Annotated in this window: 1 protein-coding gene; it reads left to right on the top strand. The window is 51.4% G+C overall.

Annotated elements, in window-relative coordinates; all coding sequences use genetic code 11:
- Positions 1-106 precede the first annotated feature (106 nt).
- Positions 107-21,868 (top strand): YdcF family protein, encoded by a 21,762-nt coding sequence (locus JNK54_10080; protein ID MBL8024608.1) that lies wholly within the window; start codon positions 107-109, stop codon positions 21,866-21,868.

Below are 21,868 nucleotides of genomic sequence, written 5' to 3'. Positions count from 1 at the left end.
TTCCTCCTTGCCCTTTAATGTACCTGTTACCTATGTGCCCGGTCTATTCTGTTACCACTGTACCCGGTTTATACCCTCCCCATCCCTCTCCCGCGAGCGGGAGAGGGTGTCCGAAGGACGGGAGAGGGTGGGGGTGGATGGGACGATTCCTGAATCTCTTGCTTGGACGCGGTTTCTTCCTCAAGTTCGCGCTTTTTATGAATTGGCTTTAGAGCGGGACCTGGCTTTGGTCAAAAACGCTTTGGCGGATATGGAACGGACGGGTGTCCAACGGGGTGTTCTCATTGCGGGGGGATTTCACACCCCGGGCCTCACCCGGTTGCTTCGTCAATCGGGGGCCTCTTACGCTGTTGTTCAACCCAGCTTCGAAATGGAGTCTCGCCGTTCATCTGATGAACTGACCATTTCCCAGGCACCCGATGCCTTTTCTCAATCCGCTCGCGAAGCCAACCTGGCGGTGTTTAACCCGGCGGCACCCTTGGGGCAATCACTCACAGGTCGGATGGAAATTGAATTCTCTCTTCAAGCGATCGTTGATTATGTGTTATCCGGTTCGGAAGTTGACCGAGAAAAAAATCTTTCTCTTCTAAAAGAGAATAAAGCTCGTATTGAAGTTCTGGGGGTCCCGCTAACGTTTGATCGGGTTATGTCTTTCATAGACGAGAATGGTGTTCCTTATGTGGCGGGATTTGGTCAATACGGTGGGGAACCCTTTGTCGTGGCGGTTTCCTTAGACGCCACACGCACGACCCAATGGATGCGGGTGGATAACCTTAATCAAAAAGATGCGGTTAGTCTGAACAAAAAGCTGGGGGGGTTGCTGGAGGCACGGGGATTAGGAGCCGCCTGGGCGTCTTTCATTAAATCTTTCAAAGCTCTCGCGGCGGCGCGCGGGGGGACCGAGGGGGGCCTTTCCGATCTAAGAGCCGAAGCGATGCAAGCGATGGCGGCCCTTCCTTTGGACCAAATTGGGAAACTTTTGGTGGATTTCGTCCATTCTTCTGAAACCCCCATTATCCCTCAAAGTAAAACCGGGGAAGAGACTGTTCATAAAGCTATTGAGGCTGTCCGTATTTCCGCGGAACAAGCTCCGTCAAAGGTTAAGCTATTTTTCCAGAATTTTCTCACGTGGGGGAGTATTGTATCTGGGTCTGTTCTGAGTGTAGCGGCATTTTCTGCCAATGCCGCCACCGGGGTGGCGGGAGTGGGGTTGTGGTCCGCTCTGGTCACCCAGTTGAGCACTTTTTCACAACTCTTTGACTTAACAAACATTGTGGGTTCCCTTTCTTCCTATTCCCCAGCGCTGGGGGCTTCTTTCGGCGCGTTCCCCGTTGTGCTTGTGGTGCTTGCTTTCACAGGCGTTATTTTATGGTCTTCCATCAAACGACAGCCGGTGGCGGTCCTTCCTTCTGGTGGCAATAATACGCCACCGACAATTCCCGCTCCTTCGATGATACCCCCAACCCCAGTTCCTATTCAGCCCAGCGGGGCCCTTGTCGCTGAGGAAGTTGACCTGTCCCCCAAAAACCTTCTGCCTTTGCTTGCGGGGGGAGTGGTGGCAGCGGTGTTTTTCCTTTGGCTCTTGCCTTTTAGCATTTCCTTCCTCACGACGGCTCTTCCCGCGTCATTGAGCGGGATTCTCGCTCCTGTGTTTCTCATCTTGAATGTCTCTGCTGGCGTCGGGTTCTATATGGTGGCTCTCACGGTGGGCTGGAAAGTGGCTCGGTCGAAAGAATACCAAGGAACGAGGACCTGGGAAATCTTTCGTGTGGTGGCTCCCATCGCGATGTTCGTTTTCACCAGCGGTGTTCTCTCCGGGCTAATTTTACCTGTGGCGGTTTGGAGTGTGGCCACCTCTTCTTTGGCCCGGAAGGGGGAGACTCTCGGCCCTATTGTTAAGATGTTTGAAAGCCAAATTGAAGGGGTTCGATCCCTGTCGGCCAACTGGTTTAACACGCTCCACTCCGGGACTTCCCCCCCAAAGAACGCCGTGATCCGATCGACTTTATGGGTGGGAACAAAAGCGGCGCATGGGATGGTGGATTTGTGGGGGACGTTTAAAGGGTTTGCGTTTCAGTCGGCCCTGGACCTGTACGCCATTTACGAAGGGAAGTCAGCCAAATCTGAAAATCAACTAACAACAGCCGAACGGGGGTATCGGTCAGCTCTAACAGCGTTGAGGGGCGAATCGACTGTGGGAAGTGTTCGTTACGCAATAGCTCAGGCGTTGGGCCTTCCCGGGCTTGTCCTCTTTTACACCATCGCCACGGTGAACCGTCGTTTGGCTCTCTTGATATTGAGTTCCGTCGCCACTTATACGGGCACACAATTAATTTCGGGATTTGTGTGGGTGGCCCTCTTAGGAAATGGGGTTGGTGCTCTTTTTATGGCGAGTTTTTTCTTCATGCAAGCGTGGCGTTTTTATCAGAAATTCAGGGATGAACGGGAAGAAGGAAAGATTTTAAAGGGAGTGAACGCGCGGGCGGTTCTATTCACCATTTTTGGATTTACCGCGCTTGCTGTGGGTGTTCCCGCCATTTTGGGTGGCGTGGATCTGCCCATTTTCCTTGGAAACATTCTTGCCTTTAATCCATTGGATTCTATACCCGGTCTCAATTTTGATTCCCACGAACTTGCTTCTTTGGCCCAAGCCAATCCTCACGATCATGGACTTCAAATCAAACACGCCTTCGTCCAACTTCTTTCCCCCACCGCTTGGGTCGGAAGCATTATGTTGGCCCTTCTGATGACAATAAAAGGTTTTGCACGAAACGACCAAATCAAGAAAGCCGATGAAAAAGGCCAGGTCCTTGGGATAATGTCCCGAACTTTGGGGTGGCTTTTTTACGTTATCCCGACGACCAAACTGTTGTGGAATGGATCGCTGGAAAGCCGCCGCGCCTTTTTAAAAGGTGTGAAATCATCGGCGATTGGGCTACAAACCGTTAATCCTGAGGTCGCTCTGGTTGTGGGTGGTGCCGCTTATATGGAAGGGCTCGGGGTTGGGTTGGACCCCGTGGCGGCTGTCGTTCGAAAAATCGAAGACACACAAGAGCTAAGTATCATGGGTTTGTCCACTCAATTAACGGAAAGCTTGAGCGAGGCCCTTTTTGGACAGGCAGGGATGATTAACCTGCACGAATACGGTGTGGTAGGGACCGATCGGACCAACAACGAATTAATTGAGATGGCTATTCTTCGTAACCGAATTGAACAGGTGCAAGGACAAGTTGAAGCCCAAAAAAATCAATTAACGCAGAGCGGAAATCTTAATCAGAAAGGCGTCGAGGACGCTCAGCGGATGCTGGCTCACCTGCAAGAAAAAATGGAGGAACTCAACGCTCCACGGGTTACCGCTCCTCCCCCCGCTCAACCCGCCGAAGGGGCTTTCCGGGGCTTACTTCCGATGATCATGAATTTGATTGTTCCCGATGCCGCGGCCAAAGCCATGGACCGCTCCCTTGCTCCTGTTCAATCGCTTGATGAAAAATCGGAGGAACCATCGACATCTCCGACGACTTCAGTGGAGCCCCCAATAGAAATTCCCGGGATCGTGATGACAAATAGCAGCAATCTCAACCTTCGCGAAGAGCCAAACGCCAAGTCGGCGTTTCTGGCGTCTCTTCCCCGGTTGGGAAAGGTTCAGGTCCAACTCGATTCATTTAGGCCCGATGCGGTTCCGGGCTGGTACCACATTCGTGCTGTAAGTACGGATGGCCAGGAGCTCGAGGGATATGTGGCTGCCCGATATATTCAGTTGGAGAAATCTTCCGTTGAACCGACTGAAGAGGAGGTTCCCAGTGAACCTGTTTTAGAGCGCTCCGTGGCTCCGGAACAATCCGCCACCTCGCGACTGGTTGCCCAAATGGTTAGGCGGTTAAAAGATTATCGAGGGGAACCTCCCCCAGCTGTTCGGGAAGAAGGACCGATGGACGCCAGCGGTCGCCCGACAACGGTGGGCGGACATCGAATTACGGGCCGTTTTGGAGATATTCGTTTAAATAAAAACACCGATAAAGAATATCCGCACGAAGGCGTGGACTTAGGTGTTGAAAAAGAAACAAAACTATGGGCTTTTGATGGACTTCATTTCCTGCGCGCATTAAAGGACAAACGCGGAGGAACCGGGGTGGACGTCGGCTACAAAGGCCAAACGTTTCGGTTCTGGCACCTTGACCCCAATGGCCCTCATACGAACTTCAAACCAGGAGATCCGATCCCCCAGGGGACTGTCTTCGCAAAGACTGGGAACAGCGGGAATGCCACGGGGCCCACCGTCCATATTGAGCATATAGGGAGCGATGGTGTCAAAAGTGATCCCCTCAAATCGCCCCTCCTGGCCGGGTTCTTTGGGCAGGGGGATTCCCCTGCAGAGGGGAGTGGATCGGAGCGCCAGATTGTCCAATTTGGTGGCGCACTGGCGACCATCGATCGGGTGACTGCTGTTCAAGTTGCAAACCTTAAAGTGAGGTCCGCTGCCCTTTATGCTTCGGAGATTCTTGCCAAACGTTTTACTGGTGACATCGAATTTGCTGTCAGTCGAGCGAAAATTAATAAAACAGACCCAGGCGTTACCAAGGAAATCCTTGATTTAATTTATCGAGGAAACGCTGGAAATGAAGCCCATTTATTAAAAGGGCAAATAACTGAGCCGGATCAAACCACACAAAAATCAACGATGGAACTTCAGGTTAGTTTACTTATTAAGGCCATTACGGGTTCCGATCTCACGCGTGAATCCAATGTGCGGGAAGCCGCCACGAAGGTGCGGGAATCCCTGGCGGAAATCGAAACGAAAGTCACAGCGCCCCGAATCCTCTTGGATCTCTTTCACGATATTCGGAGCGTGGATCAACAGTTGCTTAATGTCAAAGCTGAATTGGAACGACTGGAGAATCAGAAAAAAGAAATTGAGACTCGGATATCCACATCACGTGAAAATCGGCGATTGCGTGACCAATACAAGATGCAAAAAGATGTGCTCACGAACACTATTAAAGCCTTGGAGCGGGAAAGGGAGGACGCTATTGTCAAGTTGTTCAATTTCCATCCGGGAGCATGGCCGGAGGGAACAACACTTGCGGAAGCGAAAAAGAGTTCGTTCCAAATTGACCCGACCCAAGCGGAAATAGATTTACGTAACGCCGGGTTTGAAGAAGGGGCCGAATTAAATATTCGATTGGCCTGGGAAAAGGCTGCTGTGTTGAAAGCCGCCATTCCCGCCCACCTTAATATGGATGCCGAAATTAATGTGGCTCTGACCTTTCTTAGGGCTTTGGCGTCTCACGCGTCTGGCGGGCTTTCATTGGCCATCGATGCTGTTGGGCGAATGGCTCTCTATGATCCGGAGCGGGAATCGCTTCAGCAAGCGGGGGTCTGGGCCTACGCTCGTGCCGTGGTTGAAGCGGAAAATGTAGCGCGAATGGAAAGGCATAAGTTAAACCTGTCGGTTCAAGAACGGGATCATCTCGAGCGGATGGTGGACTCCCAACAAACCTCTTATGCCCGGGGTGAGCGTGAGCGGATGGAACTCGAACAGAAGCTGAAAGACGGTGAGATCGCTTACCGCGATTATCTTGAGAAAGCTAAATCCCTTCGGGAAACCTATCAGGTGCTGGAGCGAACGCGCCGTGAGTTGGATCGGCAAAAAACGAATGTTGCGATCCAGGGCCTTGGTGAAACAGCACTGCCCCGGCCGGATTCTGAAGCCACTTTCATGGATCGAGTAAAAAATGCGTTTGGTTCCGGGGGTTTCTTTGCTCTTTTTCAAGATCCGGACGCCGCCGCAAAAAAGCAGATTGAGAGAATGGATGCGGAAAAAGAGCGGCGTTTCGTTCCGGTAAATCTCGTAGACCCCGCCTTCCTCCCCTCAGCAAGAGTCCTCATGGATCGAGATCCTGGAATATGGAGCGCCCGAATGGGTGTCGAAGAAGCGAAAGCCGAAAGAGAAGCCAATCGAAACTCGGGATTTAGATTAAATGTGTATGGGCGAGTCGGGGGGGCCTCAGACGGAAACTCCGGGAGTGGGAGCCTGAGTCTCGGACTCGGTGGCTCGATGAAATGGGACGCCGCCGAAGACCTCAAAGACATGATTCTGCAACGCAAGGAAGAGAACAAAAGATTGGCCGAATCTGAATTAACGGGTAGGGCGTTAATCTCCTTGGCCACTTTGCAGGAAGATCTGAATTATTTATTGGGGATTCGGGAGGAGCTAGATAAAAAAATAGAGGTCTTACACGACATCATCAACGAAAATGAGGGCGCCGAAAGCGTTAACCAACAGGACCGATTGGTTCGGCTCGGGCGAGCGAGACTGGAATTGGACGACGCAATTCGTGACCGCTTATCTAATGAAAACCGGATTAATGCCGCGAAGAAAGATTTGGGGCGCCTGCTGAATTTGACGGAAAAAGACCAGCTTGTATTTACAGATTCATTTAAAGCTCGAAGCGTTTGGACGTCCATCCCCTATCTTAACTATGAGCCCCTTATTGATCGAACTGGCGAGGGGGCCGCCTCGGTTGATGTGTTAAACGCCGCGGGGAGGAAACTCTTAGAAAAAACCCAGGGGGAAATTGGCACGGTGATGGATCATGTTACCACCCTGAGGGCTCGCTTACCTCTTCTTCAGGCCATTAAAGCGGAAGAGGTATTCACGATGCGGGGGAACAACGAAAAAATAAATCAGGTCAAAGTTGTCCGTGAAACGTTGGAAAACGAATTCAGCGAAGGGAATATCCCCAATGACGATGTCGTGGCAACGGCGGTTCGTCAATTAAGTGCCCTAACCCAAGGGGAGGCCATTCCCCCTCTTCCTGATGCAACTTTGTTGGAGTCCTTTGATGTTTATTTGAAGGATTTCGCTCAAATCCGGGAACGGGCGGCAGCGAATGCCATTAAATCACCGGAAAAAGTTTATGAAGATCTGAGGGATCTTTCGAAAGGGGCGTTGCGTTTGCTGGTCATCAAAGCATCCTTGAGCCCCGCTCTCAAGTGGGGGTCTCTGGCGGGGATGGCCATGGATCGGCAGGTCGCAGATTGGGACATTAATTTTCGACCTCTTTATGACTCTTCCCACGCCAGCCAACGGATTGCTTTAAATACTGCGGAGATCCACCATGGGGAGGCCACTAAGACATCTAAGACGGAGCCGGTGATCGCCAATATTGATTTCTTTTCATTGTTTTCAACGGGAGTTGGAAACGGCGTGGGCGCCTCTCTTTTCCCTCTTAACAACCCCTTGGGCATTATTAACATTCCTCAAAAAAAGTGGGAAGAATTGTTCGACTGGTCCTATGCGGGAATTACCGAGTCCCTCAAAAACGATCCGGACGGGAGTGGGAAAATTCTTTCACAATTGGTTCCTGGTTACCAGTCCAGACTTTTAAGAAATAGTGAGTTTTCAAGAAATATGCAACAGGCGGCCCTGGAGTTAATTACCGCTCGGCAACGGGCGGTGGACAGCCAAAATTTCCAAGATTCCTTTATCACCCAATTGCAACTTTCCCGGGATATACATAAGTTGATTAAAGTGAAGGTGGATGCTCTGGAGCGAGGTGCGCCTGGGCAAAAAGGACTGCGGCTTGAAACCAATCTCAGGATCGCGGGAGGGGAAGCAAAATTAATCGAGGCGCAAAAGGAACTGGAGGAGTATGAGAAAAGAATTATTGTCTTAGGAATTGTTTTGCTTGGACAACAAATTGATCCCAATAATCTTCCCCCTGTGGATGAGGGGGGAACGAGTGCGGAGCGGGTGACTCTTTCCTACGCATCCGAAGCGGGAAAAAGAGCTGTCGAAACACAATTGGGGGAACTCCGAAAAAACATAAAGGAAGAAGAGGCCAAAACCATGGCCCTGATGAAAGGAATGCCTCGGATGCCGGTGACTGTTGGCTTTACGGGCGACGAAAACGGACGCGGGGCTTTCTTTTCATTTCGTTTGTATTCTCCCAAAGATGCGGTCTTAAGCTCCCAGGTTGAGGCCGCCATCAATTATGCGTCAGCGGCAGACCTTGCCATCATGGAAATTCGGCATACCCAAACCAGTCGATTAAACGGGGACATACAGACTTACATTGGGGGGCTCGTGAGACAGGAAGTTTCCAAGGCCATGGCCAACCTGGTCGCAGAGAGAAATACCCATCTGGTGAATGCCGCCTATGGGGGCCAAGAACAAAACAACGCGAACGTTGTGGCCTATTTCCAATTCTTAAAAGGGATTGAGCAGGGAGGGAGCGCCAAGAATGACGCGCGGTATAAAGTTCAAACGGCTTTAGGTCAGACAGGTCTGGTTCTTAATTTCGCACTTCCTTCACCGGACGACCTGGTCCCTGATGATATTATTCCCCTAAGTCGTTCCGCGAGGCGGGCATCCGCCATAGCGTTGCAACGCCTTCCTCTTAATGATTGGGCGGACTCCCCGGGTTTTGGCGCATTTTTTAGCGCCGGAGTGGATAAAGGCAATAAGGGCCGGCATCCTGAGCAAGCTCGTTTGGCGGCGAAACAAGCGGAATTGAGAAGTGAAGAAATTCGAAATCTACTCCCCACAATAGATTTAACCGTTTTCACAACACCCATCAATGGAAAAACCCTCACCCTCAGTGCTCGCTGGAGTTTGTTTGGTGGTGGGAGCGAAGAACGTCAAGAAATTAATAAAACTGAACAAGAGGAGATTAATGTTTACCTGGAAGAAAAATTGCGCCTCCACCAGTCATTTTTAAAACATGAAAAAGACGGTCTCCGAGATTCTCTGGAAATTATTAGAAATATCAATCGTGAATTACAGGAGTTAACTGAAAATTTCCGCGCACAGAATCTTCAAAGGGATTTCACCTCTGAGCGAATTCAGATGGGGGATCTCATTGCCTATCAAAATCGCTTGACCACACTTGTTTCCCAACGTACCTATGAATATTGGATGGTGGCGTTGAAATATCAAAACATTGCGGATATTCTTGAGACCTACGGCGAAAAAATCCCTCCTTTAGACGAAACCCTGACAAAAGCAGGATTCCCCATCCTCCCTGAAGGAACCCGAACCCTTTATGACGAATTGATGCGAGGCCCCTTCAACGAAGATGAAAAACCGGCTCAGATTGTAAAGGAGCCAACGACCAAATGGAAAGAGGCTCAGGTTAGGGCGAAAACTCCTATCGAAAAACCAACTCAAATCGAAAACAATCCCCCGCCAATAGTGAGCCGTGTTCTTAACGTCTTTGGAGAGCGGGTGGACATCCCGCTGACGCACCTGCCTTTTAGGGGGCCCGATTGGTTCCTTAAAGACACCTCCCTCCTGGCGGACGGAATAGGGGTGAACTTAGCGGACAATCGCCTCTTGAACGATACCGATTTTGCGGTTTTTTTCGATCGGATACTCGATATTTACGGAATTCCACAAACTCCGGGGTTTATGTCCAATTTAAAATTAACTTCCAGGGTGGTGTTTAATAAGTTCCACGACCTTACGGATGCTTCCGAAATGCCGAATTCACTTTCTAAGTTTACCGAAGATGCGTTCAAAACCATATTCCCTTTTCACGGCCTGGTTACGGCTGGCAAAGAGGTCAGTAGCGATATGGATAAAAACTTTCATAAGAAAATGGCGCTGGCCATTTATCTCGCCCGGGAAATGACACTTAACCCGAAAAAATATGGCGGGGCCTGGCTGACAAGACACATTGATGAGATTAATGAGCACATTCGATTGAGTGTCCGTGAGCGAAAGGGGGAGCGCCTTTCCAGCCCGGACAAAGAAAAATTGTTTGCTTGGAAAAAAGATATTTCAGCGGCCATGGACCGTACATTCTTTTGGCTGGCCTTTTCTGAAGGCAAGGGAAAAGCCCACGCCTCAAAAGTGGATGCGGCGTATCGCCGGGAGGCCAAGGCCGGGATGGAACGGCTTGTCCCGGAACTGGTGCGGTGGCAGGAACGAATCAAAAATACGGATGCCGCAGACACAACCCTATCGCTCTACGGGAACTTGGATGAAGAATCGTTGTATTCCTCGTTAAGCGCCATTGCTTTGGCGAATGGCTGGAATCCCGGTGCCTTGCGGGACATTTTGTATTTCCTAGGGGACACCATCACTCCCCAGGTGGCACGCTACGCCCGAGGCGCGACCATCCAGGATTACGCTCAACAGCCGGATGCCGATCTGCTCCGTGCTCTTCTTCAGGATTATTTTAACCCCCCAGGGGTCATGAGTCCGCTGGAGAAAGCCATTCGCGAAGACAAAATCAGGTACGTGGCTGAGACAGAACGGGCAAAGTTTTTAATCGCGACCTCCTTGATTTGGATGGCGGAGTATTTCAAAGCCATGGGCGTGGACCCTGCGAAAGGGATCAAGGACCCGGCGCTGAAAGATCGTATTGCCACGGATTTCACCCAAACCATGGACCGGATGTTGGCGTTGCGCAACATGCCGGAAATTCAAGACATTATTAAACGCCAAGGGGCCGCGGTGGAGGGGCGGATTTACTGGTACTCCACCGAGGTTTTAGGAATCCTCACGGCATTCGGAATTGACTGGGTACGCGAAAAATGGACGTTGGAAGACGCGCGCGCCCACGCGAGTCATATTATTTATGCGGTCGATTTCCTTTTGCCTGAAATCACGCAATATTACGAGGCACAGGGGCGCCCCTCTCCCGTGGTGGATCTCAAAAGCAAGGACCCTATCAAACGAAGTGCCGCCTGGGCCGAACTCTCCGCGCTGGTGGGTTCGCTGGAAAAACTCCATCGGGATCCACAAATCGATAAGGACGAAATGAGGCAAACACTTCTCGACCTCACCGCGGTTGAAAAGGGATTCCAAACGGGTCAAAAACGGTTGATGGAAAAAGTTAACCATTTAAGAAAACAAGCGGAAGCCCCTGGGGCGGCGCGGGAGGCTCTTTTGAAAGAGGCCCTCCGTTATGAACGGGAAGTTCAGGAGTTTCGTTTATCGGTGGGCCAAGCGGGGTATCTGTTCCGTCTCACACGAGGGTTGATTTTGGAAGAGGCGGAATTGATGCCTGTGGGCGAACGAGATAAAGCCCTCCAGGATCTTGTGGTAAACACCATGCTGGCTAAGACACGGTTCTTGGAGGCAGGCCAGCGGGTGGCGGATCGGTTGCGGCATTACCTGGCTGAGCCTGAGACCCGGCCCGCGTGGTTAACGGTCGCCCGCATCGAACAAATGATTGTGTTCGTCTCAAAGGAAGGTTCCGTTCCCGGGTTACGAGATTTGGAAGTCAGTTTATCCGCGGCGGTTTCCTACGCCGCCAAATACATGCCTGGGCGTTCCTACGGAACAAAAGACGTCATGATTGAAGCCGAAAACGAAATCCTCCTCCAAGCCGTCCACATGAGTTCCCACCAAGATGAACGTGGCCTTCCCGAAAGACTGCCTCGGGGAGAATTGGCCCCTTACTTGGATTCCTCCCGGGCGGGCATACACAGTTTAGATCAAAATGCCCGGATCCTCTTTTTTGATGGTGTGGCGGACAACGCGATCAAAACCCTTCCCGCCCGGGTGGTGGCGAATTTAGGGATAAAACCAGGTGATTCGAATTATGCCACGACATTGGAAAGAGTGCGGGGAAGTCTCTTTGAGCTCTCCGAGACGCAAAATATTGGATTGGCCACCCGCCTTATGTGGTTGCAAGATCACGGCGCAATTGGGTCTTCGGCTGAGGCCGTGGATGCATACCTGGAGGACTGGATTAAAGACGCGGCGTTTTTACAAGCGGAGTTGTGGAAAGCCTCACAAGGGACATGGGTTTTGCCTTATCTCCTGCTGAATTCCGCCATGGAAGCGTTTCGGGATCGGGAAATGAGTATGAACGAGACCGGGAAAGAGAATTTCATTAAACGACTGACCACGCGTTTTACTGTTGACCTTGGTTTGCGGGATTTACATGAACACAACACCCTGCGAAGTCTTTTGACCAGCCATTACATCGTCTTCGGTGAAGTTCCCACCCTTGTTGAAGAGAAGGCCTGGATGGATCGTTGGCGCGAACTTGGATCCCGAATGGCCGGCGAACCCAAGCAGAAGGTTCTGGCGGCTCAGTATGAACTTCTGGTGCGGGCTAAAATCCTGCGGGAATCGTTTACCCGCCTGGTCGCACAAGATGTCTACCGACAAGGGAAACTGGACACCGACCGTTTGGAAAAGGCTCGATTGGATGCGGAAGAGCGGGTGATGCCCGTATTAATTAATAGCATCGTTAACAAAGAAGCACGCCAGAAAGAGGTCTACGAAATTTCGACCCGTACCGAATACTTGCGGGATATACAACGGCCTCTCCGTGAGCGTGCGGAATTACTTCGCCAGGAACGGCAAGAGGGCAATCGGGCGATGTTGGAAGACAAAGCGGCCACAAATCGAATCGGGGCTGACTTGGCTCGGCGCTATCCCTTGGAATCGTCTGTCTGGTCCTTTTTTAAGGGGTTAATGTGGGATGGATATTCTCCTTCTGAAATCGAATTGCGTTTTCTCTCCATCCCTAAGAGGGTGGAAACCCTGTATGAAGAAATCACGGGGGAAAAATTGGATGTGGAGGACGAGCGACAGAAAGGTTTGGTTTCAGCTTTGGCGGATAACATATTCCTCTCCTGGGGTTTCCTTTTTGCGGAAGGGAATGAGGTTCTTCGGGCGGACGCGGAACAAACACTCGCCGCCGCCCACGCGCGTGACCCCGAAGTCCCCGGCTCGGTTGTCGAGGCCTATGAAAAGGCGTTCTCGCGTTTAAGGGATCAGCTCAAACTGTCTGTTGCCGCGCGGGAGAATATTGAAACTTATGGCCAGGTCTTTAATGCGTCAAATCCCATTCGGAACGCGGCGCGGCGTCAGTCCGAATCTTTGCGAATTGGGGGGGACGCGTTAGCGGGGGCCGTTCACGCGCCCGATTTGAACGATCTGTATGCCACGGCCAATCTCTTGCGGGGGAGGGCCCTGGCTCTCCGGTCAGATCAAGATTTGGACGCTCGAGATCGGCGCCTTTTGGCTGGACTTCCGGTGGGCACGGTTCCTGACGTGAACGCGGACTCCAACATGGACGCGCGGGCCCTCTATGAAGCGGACCTCGTCTTACGCATGGGTGTGGTGGAACTTGTGGACACAACCCAACTCGATCCCAAAAGGCTTGGCGTTGAATTTGGCCCTGAAACAACACCCGTCGAATTGGAAGGTCGAATTCAGAAAAAACTTGAAGAAGCTGTCCATCGGGAATTAAGCTGGATGTTTACTCAAAAACCCCGCCAGACAAAAGCTCAAAAAATGATTCCCGAAGCGATTCTTGAACGTATTCCGGAATCTATTTTGTGGCTCATTGAAGCCCCCAGTTTAGAATTAACCCTTCAAAAGAAAATTGCCGCGGATCCGGAATTCAAACAGGCGGCTCTGGTTCGGGTGGCCAAGCACCTCCGAGAACGAGGGATCGAACCGGTTGAGTTGGTTCTCCTCTTGGAGGAAGTCAAAGCGCTTCAAGCGCTCATCGCCGATGTTCAAACTGAAGAAGAAGCCAAGGCCATGTTCGACGTTCCCGCGGGTGCCGTCTACGGGTTAACGGATTTGACTTTGCTCATTATGTTGGACGAGAATCGCCCTAAGCCCATTGGGCTTCTTTCCATTTTATTTCCTGAAATGGACCCTACGAATCCTGAAAACACAGCAACCGACGGTGGCCAAGCGGCGGGCAAAGAGGGACTTCGGTTTCTGCGCAAGACGGGCCAACCTCTCAGTGCCTCCGCCCGAGAAAAAATCAACGAGCGCCTGGAAGAAGTTGTGGAAGCCCCAATAAAATTGCGTCTGCATCGATTCCTTTTGGGAGAAATGGAAGGCACCTGGTTTGCCAATGTGAGCACTTTCCGAAACATTCCCTTGGCGGCTGTTCTAACGGTTTTTTTGCTCTTTCTTCTTTCCTGGCCCCTCATGGCCATCGGTCGGTTGATCGACAAAGCAGCACCAAGACTTTCACGTGTTCGCATTGTGTGGCCACTCATTGGGTTGGTCCAATGGGTTTGGGAATTTTTTACTAAAACCTTCAACATTGAAGAACTCCACCACGTACGGGACGAATTTCGGCATCAGCTCAAGAAACTCAATTTGGATATTCGAACCTGGAGCCCCCATATCCTTTATAGGTACAAACTGCCCATTTTTTCGTTTTTGGGGGCTTTTTATGCCCTGTTCTTTGTTTTTTGGAATGTGGCGGTCCTGGCCCCCTACGCCAGTACATTTTCTATCCCGGCGGCCTTCATCTTTTTCCTGTTCACAGCAAAAGCACTTCAAATATTCCCTAAACTGACTATTTCCCTTTCCTTTGCTTACCAAAAGGCCTTTTTGATCCTGGTTGGTGAAACGTTGTTGGGCATCGGGGTGTGGGACTTATTCGCTGGATCAAATATTTTAATTGACCTTTTGGTCACGGTTTTCACCTTCCTCAACGCCAATTGGGTTTTCTGGCCTATTTTGGGCCTGCACGCGTTGCTCATGGTATTAACCTCAAACTGGATGATCCGCGCCGCGGGGGAGGACCCTGGTTACATCATCGACCAAGAAGTATTTGATGAAGTTGCGGCCGCTCTCCCCGAACGAGACCCAACAGTTCCCCTGGCGGTCAACGTGAACCGTCTTGATCCCATTCGATTTGTGCGTATCGGGCACACCGAGGATGAAGCCCATCAATTGTTACTGGACCGGTTGATGACGTTAGAGATCTCAAAGGAACAAGCGGAGCGGATTCTCGAAGAACTGAGCAAAGGCCATTTCCAAAACATGAAGGATCTTGAAACCCGGGTGGGGGAGATCACGTCTCCCTACAGAGACCAGATTGTTTTTAACCAAGGGGAGATCCCCTCTTCCGCCCAACCGGTGAATGTCCTCACTCACTTGGGCGAAGGTGAATTTGACATGGTGGTCTCTCCCTGGCTTCCGGAAATGGATCTTCCGGATACATTTCTTGAATATTTCCGAACGGAGATCGCTGAGAAAATGGCGTTCACCCTTCGTGGGAACAATGACCGAAAACAAATTGTGTCCATGCATATCAACGGCCCCATGCTGGCGATTTTTGATGCCCTCGCAAACGATGCCCATGAAATTTCTAGAAATTTTGGGATGAATTTCGACTCTGTCTACGATCACTTATTGACCATGACGGATAATCCCTCCGAAGCGGCGGCTTACCTGGATAGTCAATTCATTAGTGGGGGATTTCGGTTGGCTTTGCTTGCGGTGATTGCAAGACGTAATATTAAGAAACTCGACGTGGCCATGGATAACCTTCATCAGAAGTTGAATGACATCAGGCAACTCCTTCCTGAAAGAGCGGATAGCGAGGCGGAAGCATTCCGTTTCATTGTCAACCCAGGTCGTTCTTTAGGGTCTGAATATTCGGGAGATGATTATCAAGGCTTAAGGGACTATTTACGGACGCATTACTGGGAAGCTGCGGAAAAAGGAAAATTCAATTCCATCTCTTTTGAATTTGGTTTTCCCCATACCGTTTCTAATGGTAGAAGAGTGAACAGTACCCCAGGTCGAATGATCCGGGCGATATCAGAGATTTCCGCTGATTATGCGGAAGAATTTGACTATTTCGATGAAAGTAATGTCTTTCACCCGGGGACTGAACGATTTGTGTTCTTTGTCGGGGCGGGGAACCGTCCACCGACTCTTCAAGCCATGGCAAATCGCGCATTGGTCTGGGGCGAGAATGGGACCCCTGGACGTTTTTGGGGCCAAAAAGAATACGAGAAAAAAATCGCGGATGGAGAGGACCCAGAGAATTTTAAATCCCAAGTTATTGATATGGGTGGTCGTCGAGTTCGGGTGGGCCTTCCTCATCTGACGGGTGGGGAAAACGGGGAAAACGAAAGAGCAATAGCCGAATCCCGTGCGGAGATGGAGGGTGTTCTTATCCGCTACGGTGTTTCTCGGGACATTATCCCAAATTTAGCCAGCCAGATGGTGAAGGAGCCTGGCAACGCGGTGGCGATTGTTGTCGACACCTTTTTAAAACTGACTGTCTCGGATGCGGCCCAACGGACCCGACTGGTTCGAGATTTTCTTAAACAGTGGAATAAACCAAATAATAAGGGCAGACGGGTTCTCGAGAGGGAAAAGGTGTGGCCTCTTGATTTAATCGCAGAAATTGAAGAGATTGCCTCACGGGTCGAGTTTGATATGACACCGGCTTTTATGCGGTCAAAATTCTTTTACGGGGCAGTCATTCCGGGACAAGGATTTGTTGGATGGGACGAGGCCATTGGGGCGTCTGGCCCCCTCAGCCATTTGCCTCCCACAAGTCCTGGGAACCCTCGGGTTTCGGGGGAAATTAAGATCGATAACGGAAACTTTACCACCCCCCAATCTCTGCTTTATCTCAGTAAAGTTGCCTATAAATACAAAAATTCATTTGGGCTCTTTCAGGGAAAATCGGGATCCTATTTTCCCTTTGAAGGGGCTCGAGCGCCTACCATATGGGGCGCTTTAGGTGACCTGGCTCAACAGCACCAGCTTTGGTTTACCCAGGTGGGGTGGGCGAAACTCTTGGATTACACCCGATCGGGTGGCAAGTACAATGGCTTAGCTTCAATTATTGATGAACGATTTGGTCCGAAACCAGGGTTCCCCTATGGGTTCTATCACACCATGGGGTGGGTCTATTCCGGGATTGTGATTCATTGGATGCAAGACTTCGAAAAATTGGTGCCTTCCCAAGGGGCTTTTAATTCGGGGCTTTCCGGTAAGTTTGTGATGGGCGGGTTCAACAGCGAAGACGAACGCATGAGCGCCATCATGGAAGATGTTCTTCAACTGTGGACGTGGGTCGCTGGGGGTCGAAAAGGCCGTGCCCCCATGAATCCCGCCATGATCGATGTTCTTAAACCGCTTTTGGACCAAATGGAAAAGTTTTCTCTTCCCCCCTCGAAAAACCTCTCAACAGGTCTGGTGGAACGGCCTGACAGGAAAGCCTTGATCGGGGACGATCGTCCCGCCACATACGCTTTTGAATGGTGGCGACTAACAAAAAAATGGTTGACGACTTTCGATTATGTTCAAGCTTGGCTTAAACACAAAGGACGTTCTGTTGCCCAGGGTTTAAGAGGTGGGACGCTAAACGACTTGGTGGACAACGGCCTCATGGCGGAAGTTACCTTCTTGTTTCTCCTTGTTCAGGGGTTCATTTACACGGCTCTGATCAGTGGAGCCATTGAAGTTTCGTTAGCCAAAGCGGCCTGGGTTCTCACGTCAACGATCTACGCCCTCATCGTTCATACAAAGGTGACGGGCCCGGTTCTTCAAATGATCGAGACACGAAGGACGTTATGGGGCTCTGTGGCCTACGCCCCTGTGGCGATATTAAAAGGTGTGGTTATTTTTGTTCCCTTGGCGGCCATCGAAATAGCGATTTCCACAGGGGTCTATGTGGGCATGCTCATTCCCAAGGTGAAAGCGGTTCTTTGGGACGGGATCTTGTTTGTCCTACGATTTAGAAAATATACCTCTGGTGGAGGATGGGTCATCAATTGGCGGGACATCCATACCCAACCCCTCGGTGAATATATTCGCATGAACGCCCTTGGCTTTTCTTTTGCGGCAGGGCTTGTTGGAGTCATTTACATTATGGGAGATTTGTTGGGATGGGGGCCTCAGGCCATATTTTTTGGGAGCTTTATTTTAGGGACTTTAATTACCGTTGTATCTCTTTCCCAAGCGGATTTTTGGGCTTTTCTCCAAAAGGGATTGATGGGCCCCATCAACAATCAGAAAAAAATTGACAACGATTGGAAAGACAAAGCACAGGAAGGCGATCTTGCCGCATTTGTCGCTCGAAGGACCGCGTCTTGGGCGAAATTGGAACTGGTCGTTCAGATTTTGACCTATATTGTTTTGCCCATCGCAGGCTTGACTCTTCTGGGGTGGGCCGAAGGAGCTTTCGCACTCCATGAAGCCATTCCCCGCGATTGGCTCTTTCTAGGGAGCACGGTAGTCTTGGCCATGTTGGCCATGCCTTTTGCCTCATTTCTTTCCGGAATACAGTTCCGAAGCGATAAAGCACAAAAATCTATTTTACCTATCCTTTGGGTTCTGGGCGTTCTGCTTTTGGTGGCAACCGGACTGGTTCACGCCCCATCACTTCAGCCCATTTTTGGGCCCTATATTGAGGCCATGGCAAAGGTTCCCATGGCGGTTGCTTCCGGTGTGTTAGGGGCCGATTCTGTGGTGGGGCTTTACGCTCCCCTGCTTGGGGTGGAGGCTCCCCACGTGGCGTTTAATACCCTTTTGCTCCTTGGAATGATGCTTTCCATCTTGCTTGGTTTTATTGCCTGGGGAATCAGGATCCTGGTTCTTGTCTATCGGCGGTTATTCCAACAGCAAAAAACTCCGATTCCATTCCTGGGCCAACGCATAGCGCGGTGGTTCACCATTGGGATTATAGCGGGGGTCATTGCGTTCTTTAGTGGTGGGGTTAAAGGAATTGTGGGAGGATCAGAAACCTTGAACTTTTCTCCCCCATCGACCATCTCCATCCCTGCAAGGCTTTCCCTCCCAGAACCAATGGGCACTCTTGTCCCTCCTGGCGCGGGGGATCTGGATCTCCATCCCCAAAAAGAGACCCCACCTCTTTCCTCCCCAGCCGGTCCAAGTGGGGCTCTCGATGCTCCAAAAATTCCCGGAGCTTTGTCCCTTGGCCTGATCCCTTTCGCAGGGGTTGTGGGAAAAAGGCGAAGCTCTCTTAAAAAACAGGAGGCGAAGGTTATCACTCGGGCGCGGCAAGAATTGATTGCGGTGGCTCAGCCCTATTTTGATCTCTTGGCTAAAGAAAGTTCGGCGGCGGATGGGAAGACCCCGAACGTTTTCCTGTTGTTGGGTAACCCCGACGCGCGCGTGTTTGTGGAATTTGCGGAACGGTGGAAAAAAGATTTTGTAGGGATTCCTTTGGTCCTTTCGGGGGGGCGAGGGCCAGGCGTTGTTCCCCTCTTGAACGGGATCAAAGACATTGCGAAATTGAGCGAGGGTGAACTATTAATAGATATTCGCCGGGTTGTGGGTGGAGAAGGGGATCTGACGACCTTGGCTGAGGCGGAGCTCATTCAATATATCCTGGTTCGCCAGGGTGTTCCGGCGGACATGATTCGGGGCGTCGACGTTGAATCGAAGAACACGAGTGAGAACTTCGAAAATACAAAAACTTCCATTCAGGGAATCTTGTCGTCGGAGGAACAGGCTCGGATTGCGGTTGTGACCGGGCCCGCCTTGATGTTCCGTGCCCAACGGGAAGCGCGGAAGGTTTGGGGAGATGCGGTGGGGGTTGTTCGACCGTATGATCTCCAACTGGAAGAACTGGAAGACGGGGAATTGATCGCCCTGGTCAGTGTGCGGGCCGGGAACACCGCGTCGTTCATTGCGGCCCATCCGAAACTGAATATTGGCAATGAAGTCACTCGCGTAAAGCGGGTGGTGGAGGAAGGGGAAGACGCCGCCCAAATTGAAGAGCTCGAGCGCGTTCGTTCTCTAATCGAAGGACCATTGGACCGATTCCTCCAACAACGGGGTGTTACCTACGATGAAGCCATGAACCGACTTGTCCCTACTCCCGTAGAAGGGGGGTCGAAAATGATCCGATCGTTTGTTCTCCCCTTACTCATTGTGGGTGGTCTGGTGGCCATGAGCCTGAGCGGAAACTTGATGGCGGCTGAGCTGATTTCTTCCTCAAACCGACTTCTTTCCTTGAATGACATCATGCTGGGCCTTTTGGGGATTTCCGTCCTTTCGGTTTCCTTTCCGCGTGTTCGGGTTATTTTAGGGCGATGGTTTCAGGGGATGGGCGTCCGTTTTATGGACGTGGCGGAGAAAGGAATTGGTCTGGGCGCCTGGGGTGTGAACAAAATATTGCGAACACCACAGCTTTTAGTGGCGTTGGTCATGGGAGTCGTGGGGATCGCGGGGGCCGCTGGGTTTTTGGGTGCGGGTTTCCTGGGGTCGGTAGGTCTGGGGGCCAGTGGGGTCGCCAACTCGGCCGGAGTGCCAGTATTGTTGGCTATGGTTATGGTCGCGGTGCCCCTTTCGGTGGGATCTGGATTGTCGTCCTTGCGCGGAAAGATCAACACGCCTGTTATAAAGGTATTCAATAACGTTCGGTTCCAATTACAGTTGAGTCCGGGAGCGTTCACGAGCGGGGTTTCACGAATTGCTTGGGATCGGATTAGCAATATTATAGATGTTGACGGCAAGTCCGAACCTGTTGGGCCTGAAACCCTGTCCAATCTTTCGCGTGTTCAAGGGGAGATCCCCAGAAGGGAAGACCCGTCCATCGTGGCGGTGCTTCCCAATGGAAACTTAGGTATCAACGAATGGTTTGTGGGGTTTGCTGAAGGAACTTTCTTCCATAAAAAAGATGAGAAATGGCAGGGCCGCGTCTACGATATGTTGGTCCAGCCCCGCCAGGGTTCGCCTCGGGTTCAAGCGTTACGTTTTGAATCCAAAAACGGGGCATGGCGTGTTCTTGATGCCCGAACTAATAATGATGTCACCGGCGAAATCGGGTTTGCGGTGTATGGTCAGCGGATTGTCAAAGATGGTAAAAACAACGTGTCCAACCTCGCGGAAGAGTTTGAGGATTTACGACACCTTTTCAGTTTCCCCCTCTTTCCTCTGTCCCAGGGACGCCAACTGCACCTGGGCTTCAACGATGATCTGGGGGAACTCGTTAAGGACCAAAAAAAGAGGGAGGCGGCTTTGCGGGGTGAGCCCGTTAAGCTTTCCTTGGAACCTTTGCGTACCCATAATATTTCGGATGAAGTTCGTGACCGGACCTTTGGCGAGTGGGGTTATACTCGGCGGGAGAGCGGGACGCGAACCGCGACTATGAAGGCCGGGGACTATTGGGTCTCCGCTGATGGGAATTCGATGACTGTTCGTTTCCTCCCCGGAATTAACCCTCACTCCTTTATTGGTTTCCAAAAAGACGGGAGGGTCATGGTGGGCCTGGTTCCGGGACGAACGCGTGAGGAGGGGGCCTCTCTGGTGGATCTTTCGGACCAACTGATCGCTCAGGGAGCGAAGGATGTTTTCCTTTACGCGAACGGGAAAGACGCTGTAATTAATCAGGCCGAGTTCAACGTGGGCGCGGAAAATGCGCGGATGAACACCATGTCCGCTCTTGTCCTGGCCAGTGTAACGACAGCTCCCCCAGCTATGCCAGGAAGTGGGTTGGGGCAATCTCTCTCGGATCTGCGTAACTTCCTCCTTAATTCCCTCATGGGGTTTGGGTTCTTGTCTGTGCCTGGGGCGCAGGCCACGGGGAACGCGCTGGTGGTGGATATGCGGAAAGAACTGGGGTTTGCGGAAGGGAAAATACTTTTGCATCGGTTGGCGTCCTTGGGTGAGAAGGTTGGGGAGGGTGAGGAGGGGGGACTCCATGTGGAGTTTGTGGTGGACGGAAATCCAACCGCGGAAGATGTGGCCCGCGTCACAAAGGCGTTCCGTCAGTTGGCGGCCAAATCGAATCTTGATTCGGAGACGATTGCTCGAATCCATGTGGGCGTGGTGGGCGCGGCCCCCGCTGTTCTTAGCGCACGCCTAAAGGAACTCTCTTCCTCCCACATTAACGTGGTGGCACCGGCGAGCGCGGTGGAATTCTGGGCCGGGCTCGGAATGCCGTTGGTGGTCTTTACCGCGAAACTATTGACAGATTTAACCCGTGTCGAAGTGGACATTGTGTACACCGGCGCGGCCGCCCAGGCTGCGGAAGCATTGTCTCGTGGTCAGTTGAAAATGGAAAACGGCCAGATTCGGTTGAAGGCCCTTTTGACTCCGCTGGAAATGATCGAAGAAGAAAAACAAAAAATTCAGGTCTTCAACCAACAGGCCTAA

The organism is Elusimicrobiota bacterium (genome assembly GCA_016788905.1).
Classification (GTDB): domain Bacteria; phylum Elusimicrobiota; class Elusimicrobia; order FEN-1173; family FEN-1173; genus JADKHR01.
This window is presented reverse-complemented; position numbering and strand designations above follow the sequence as displayed.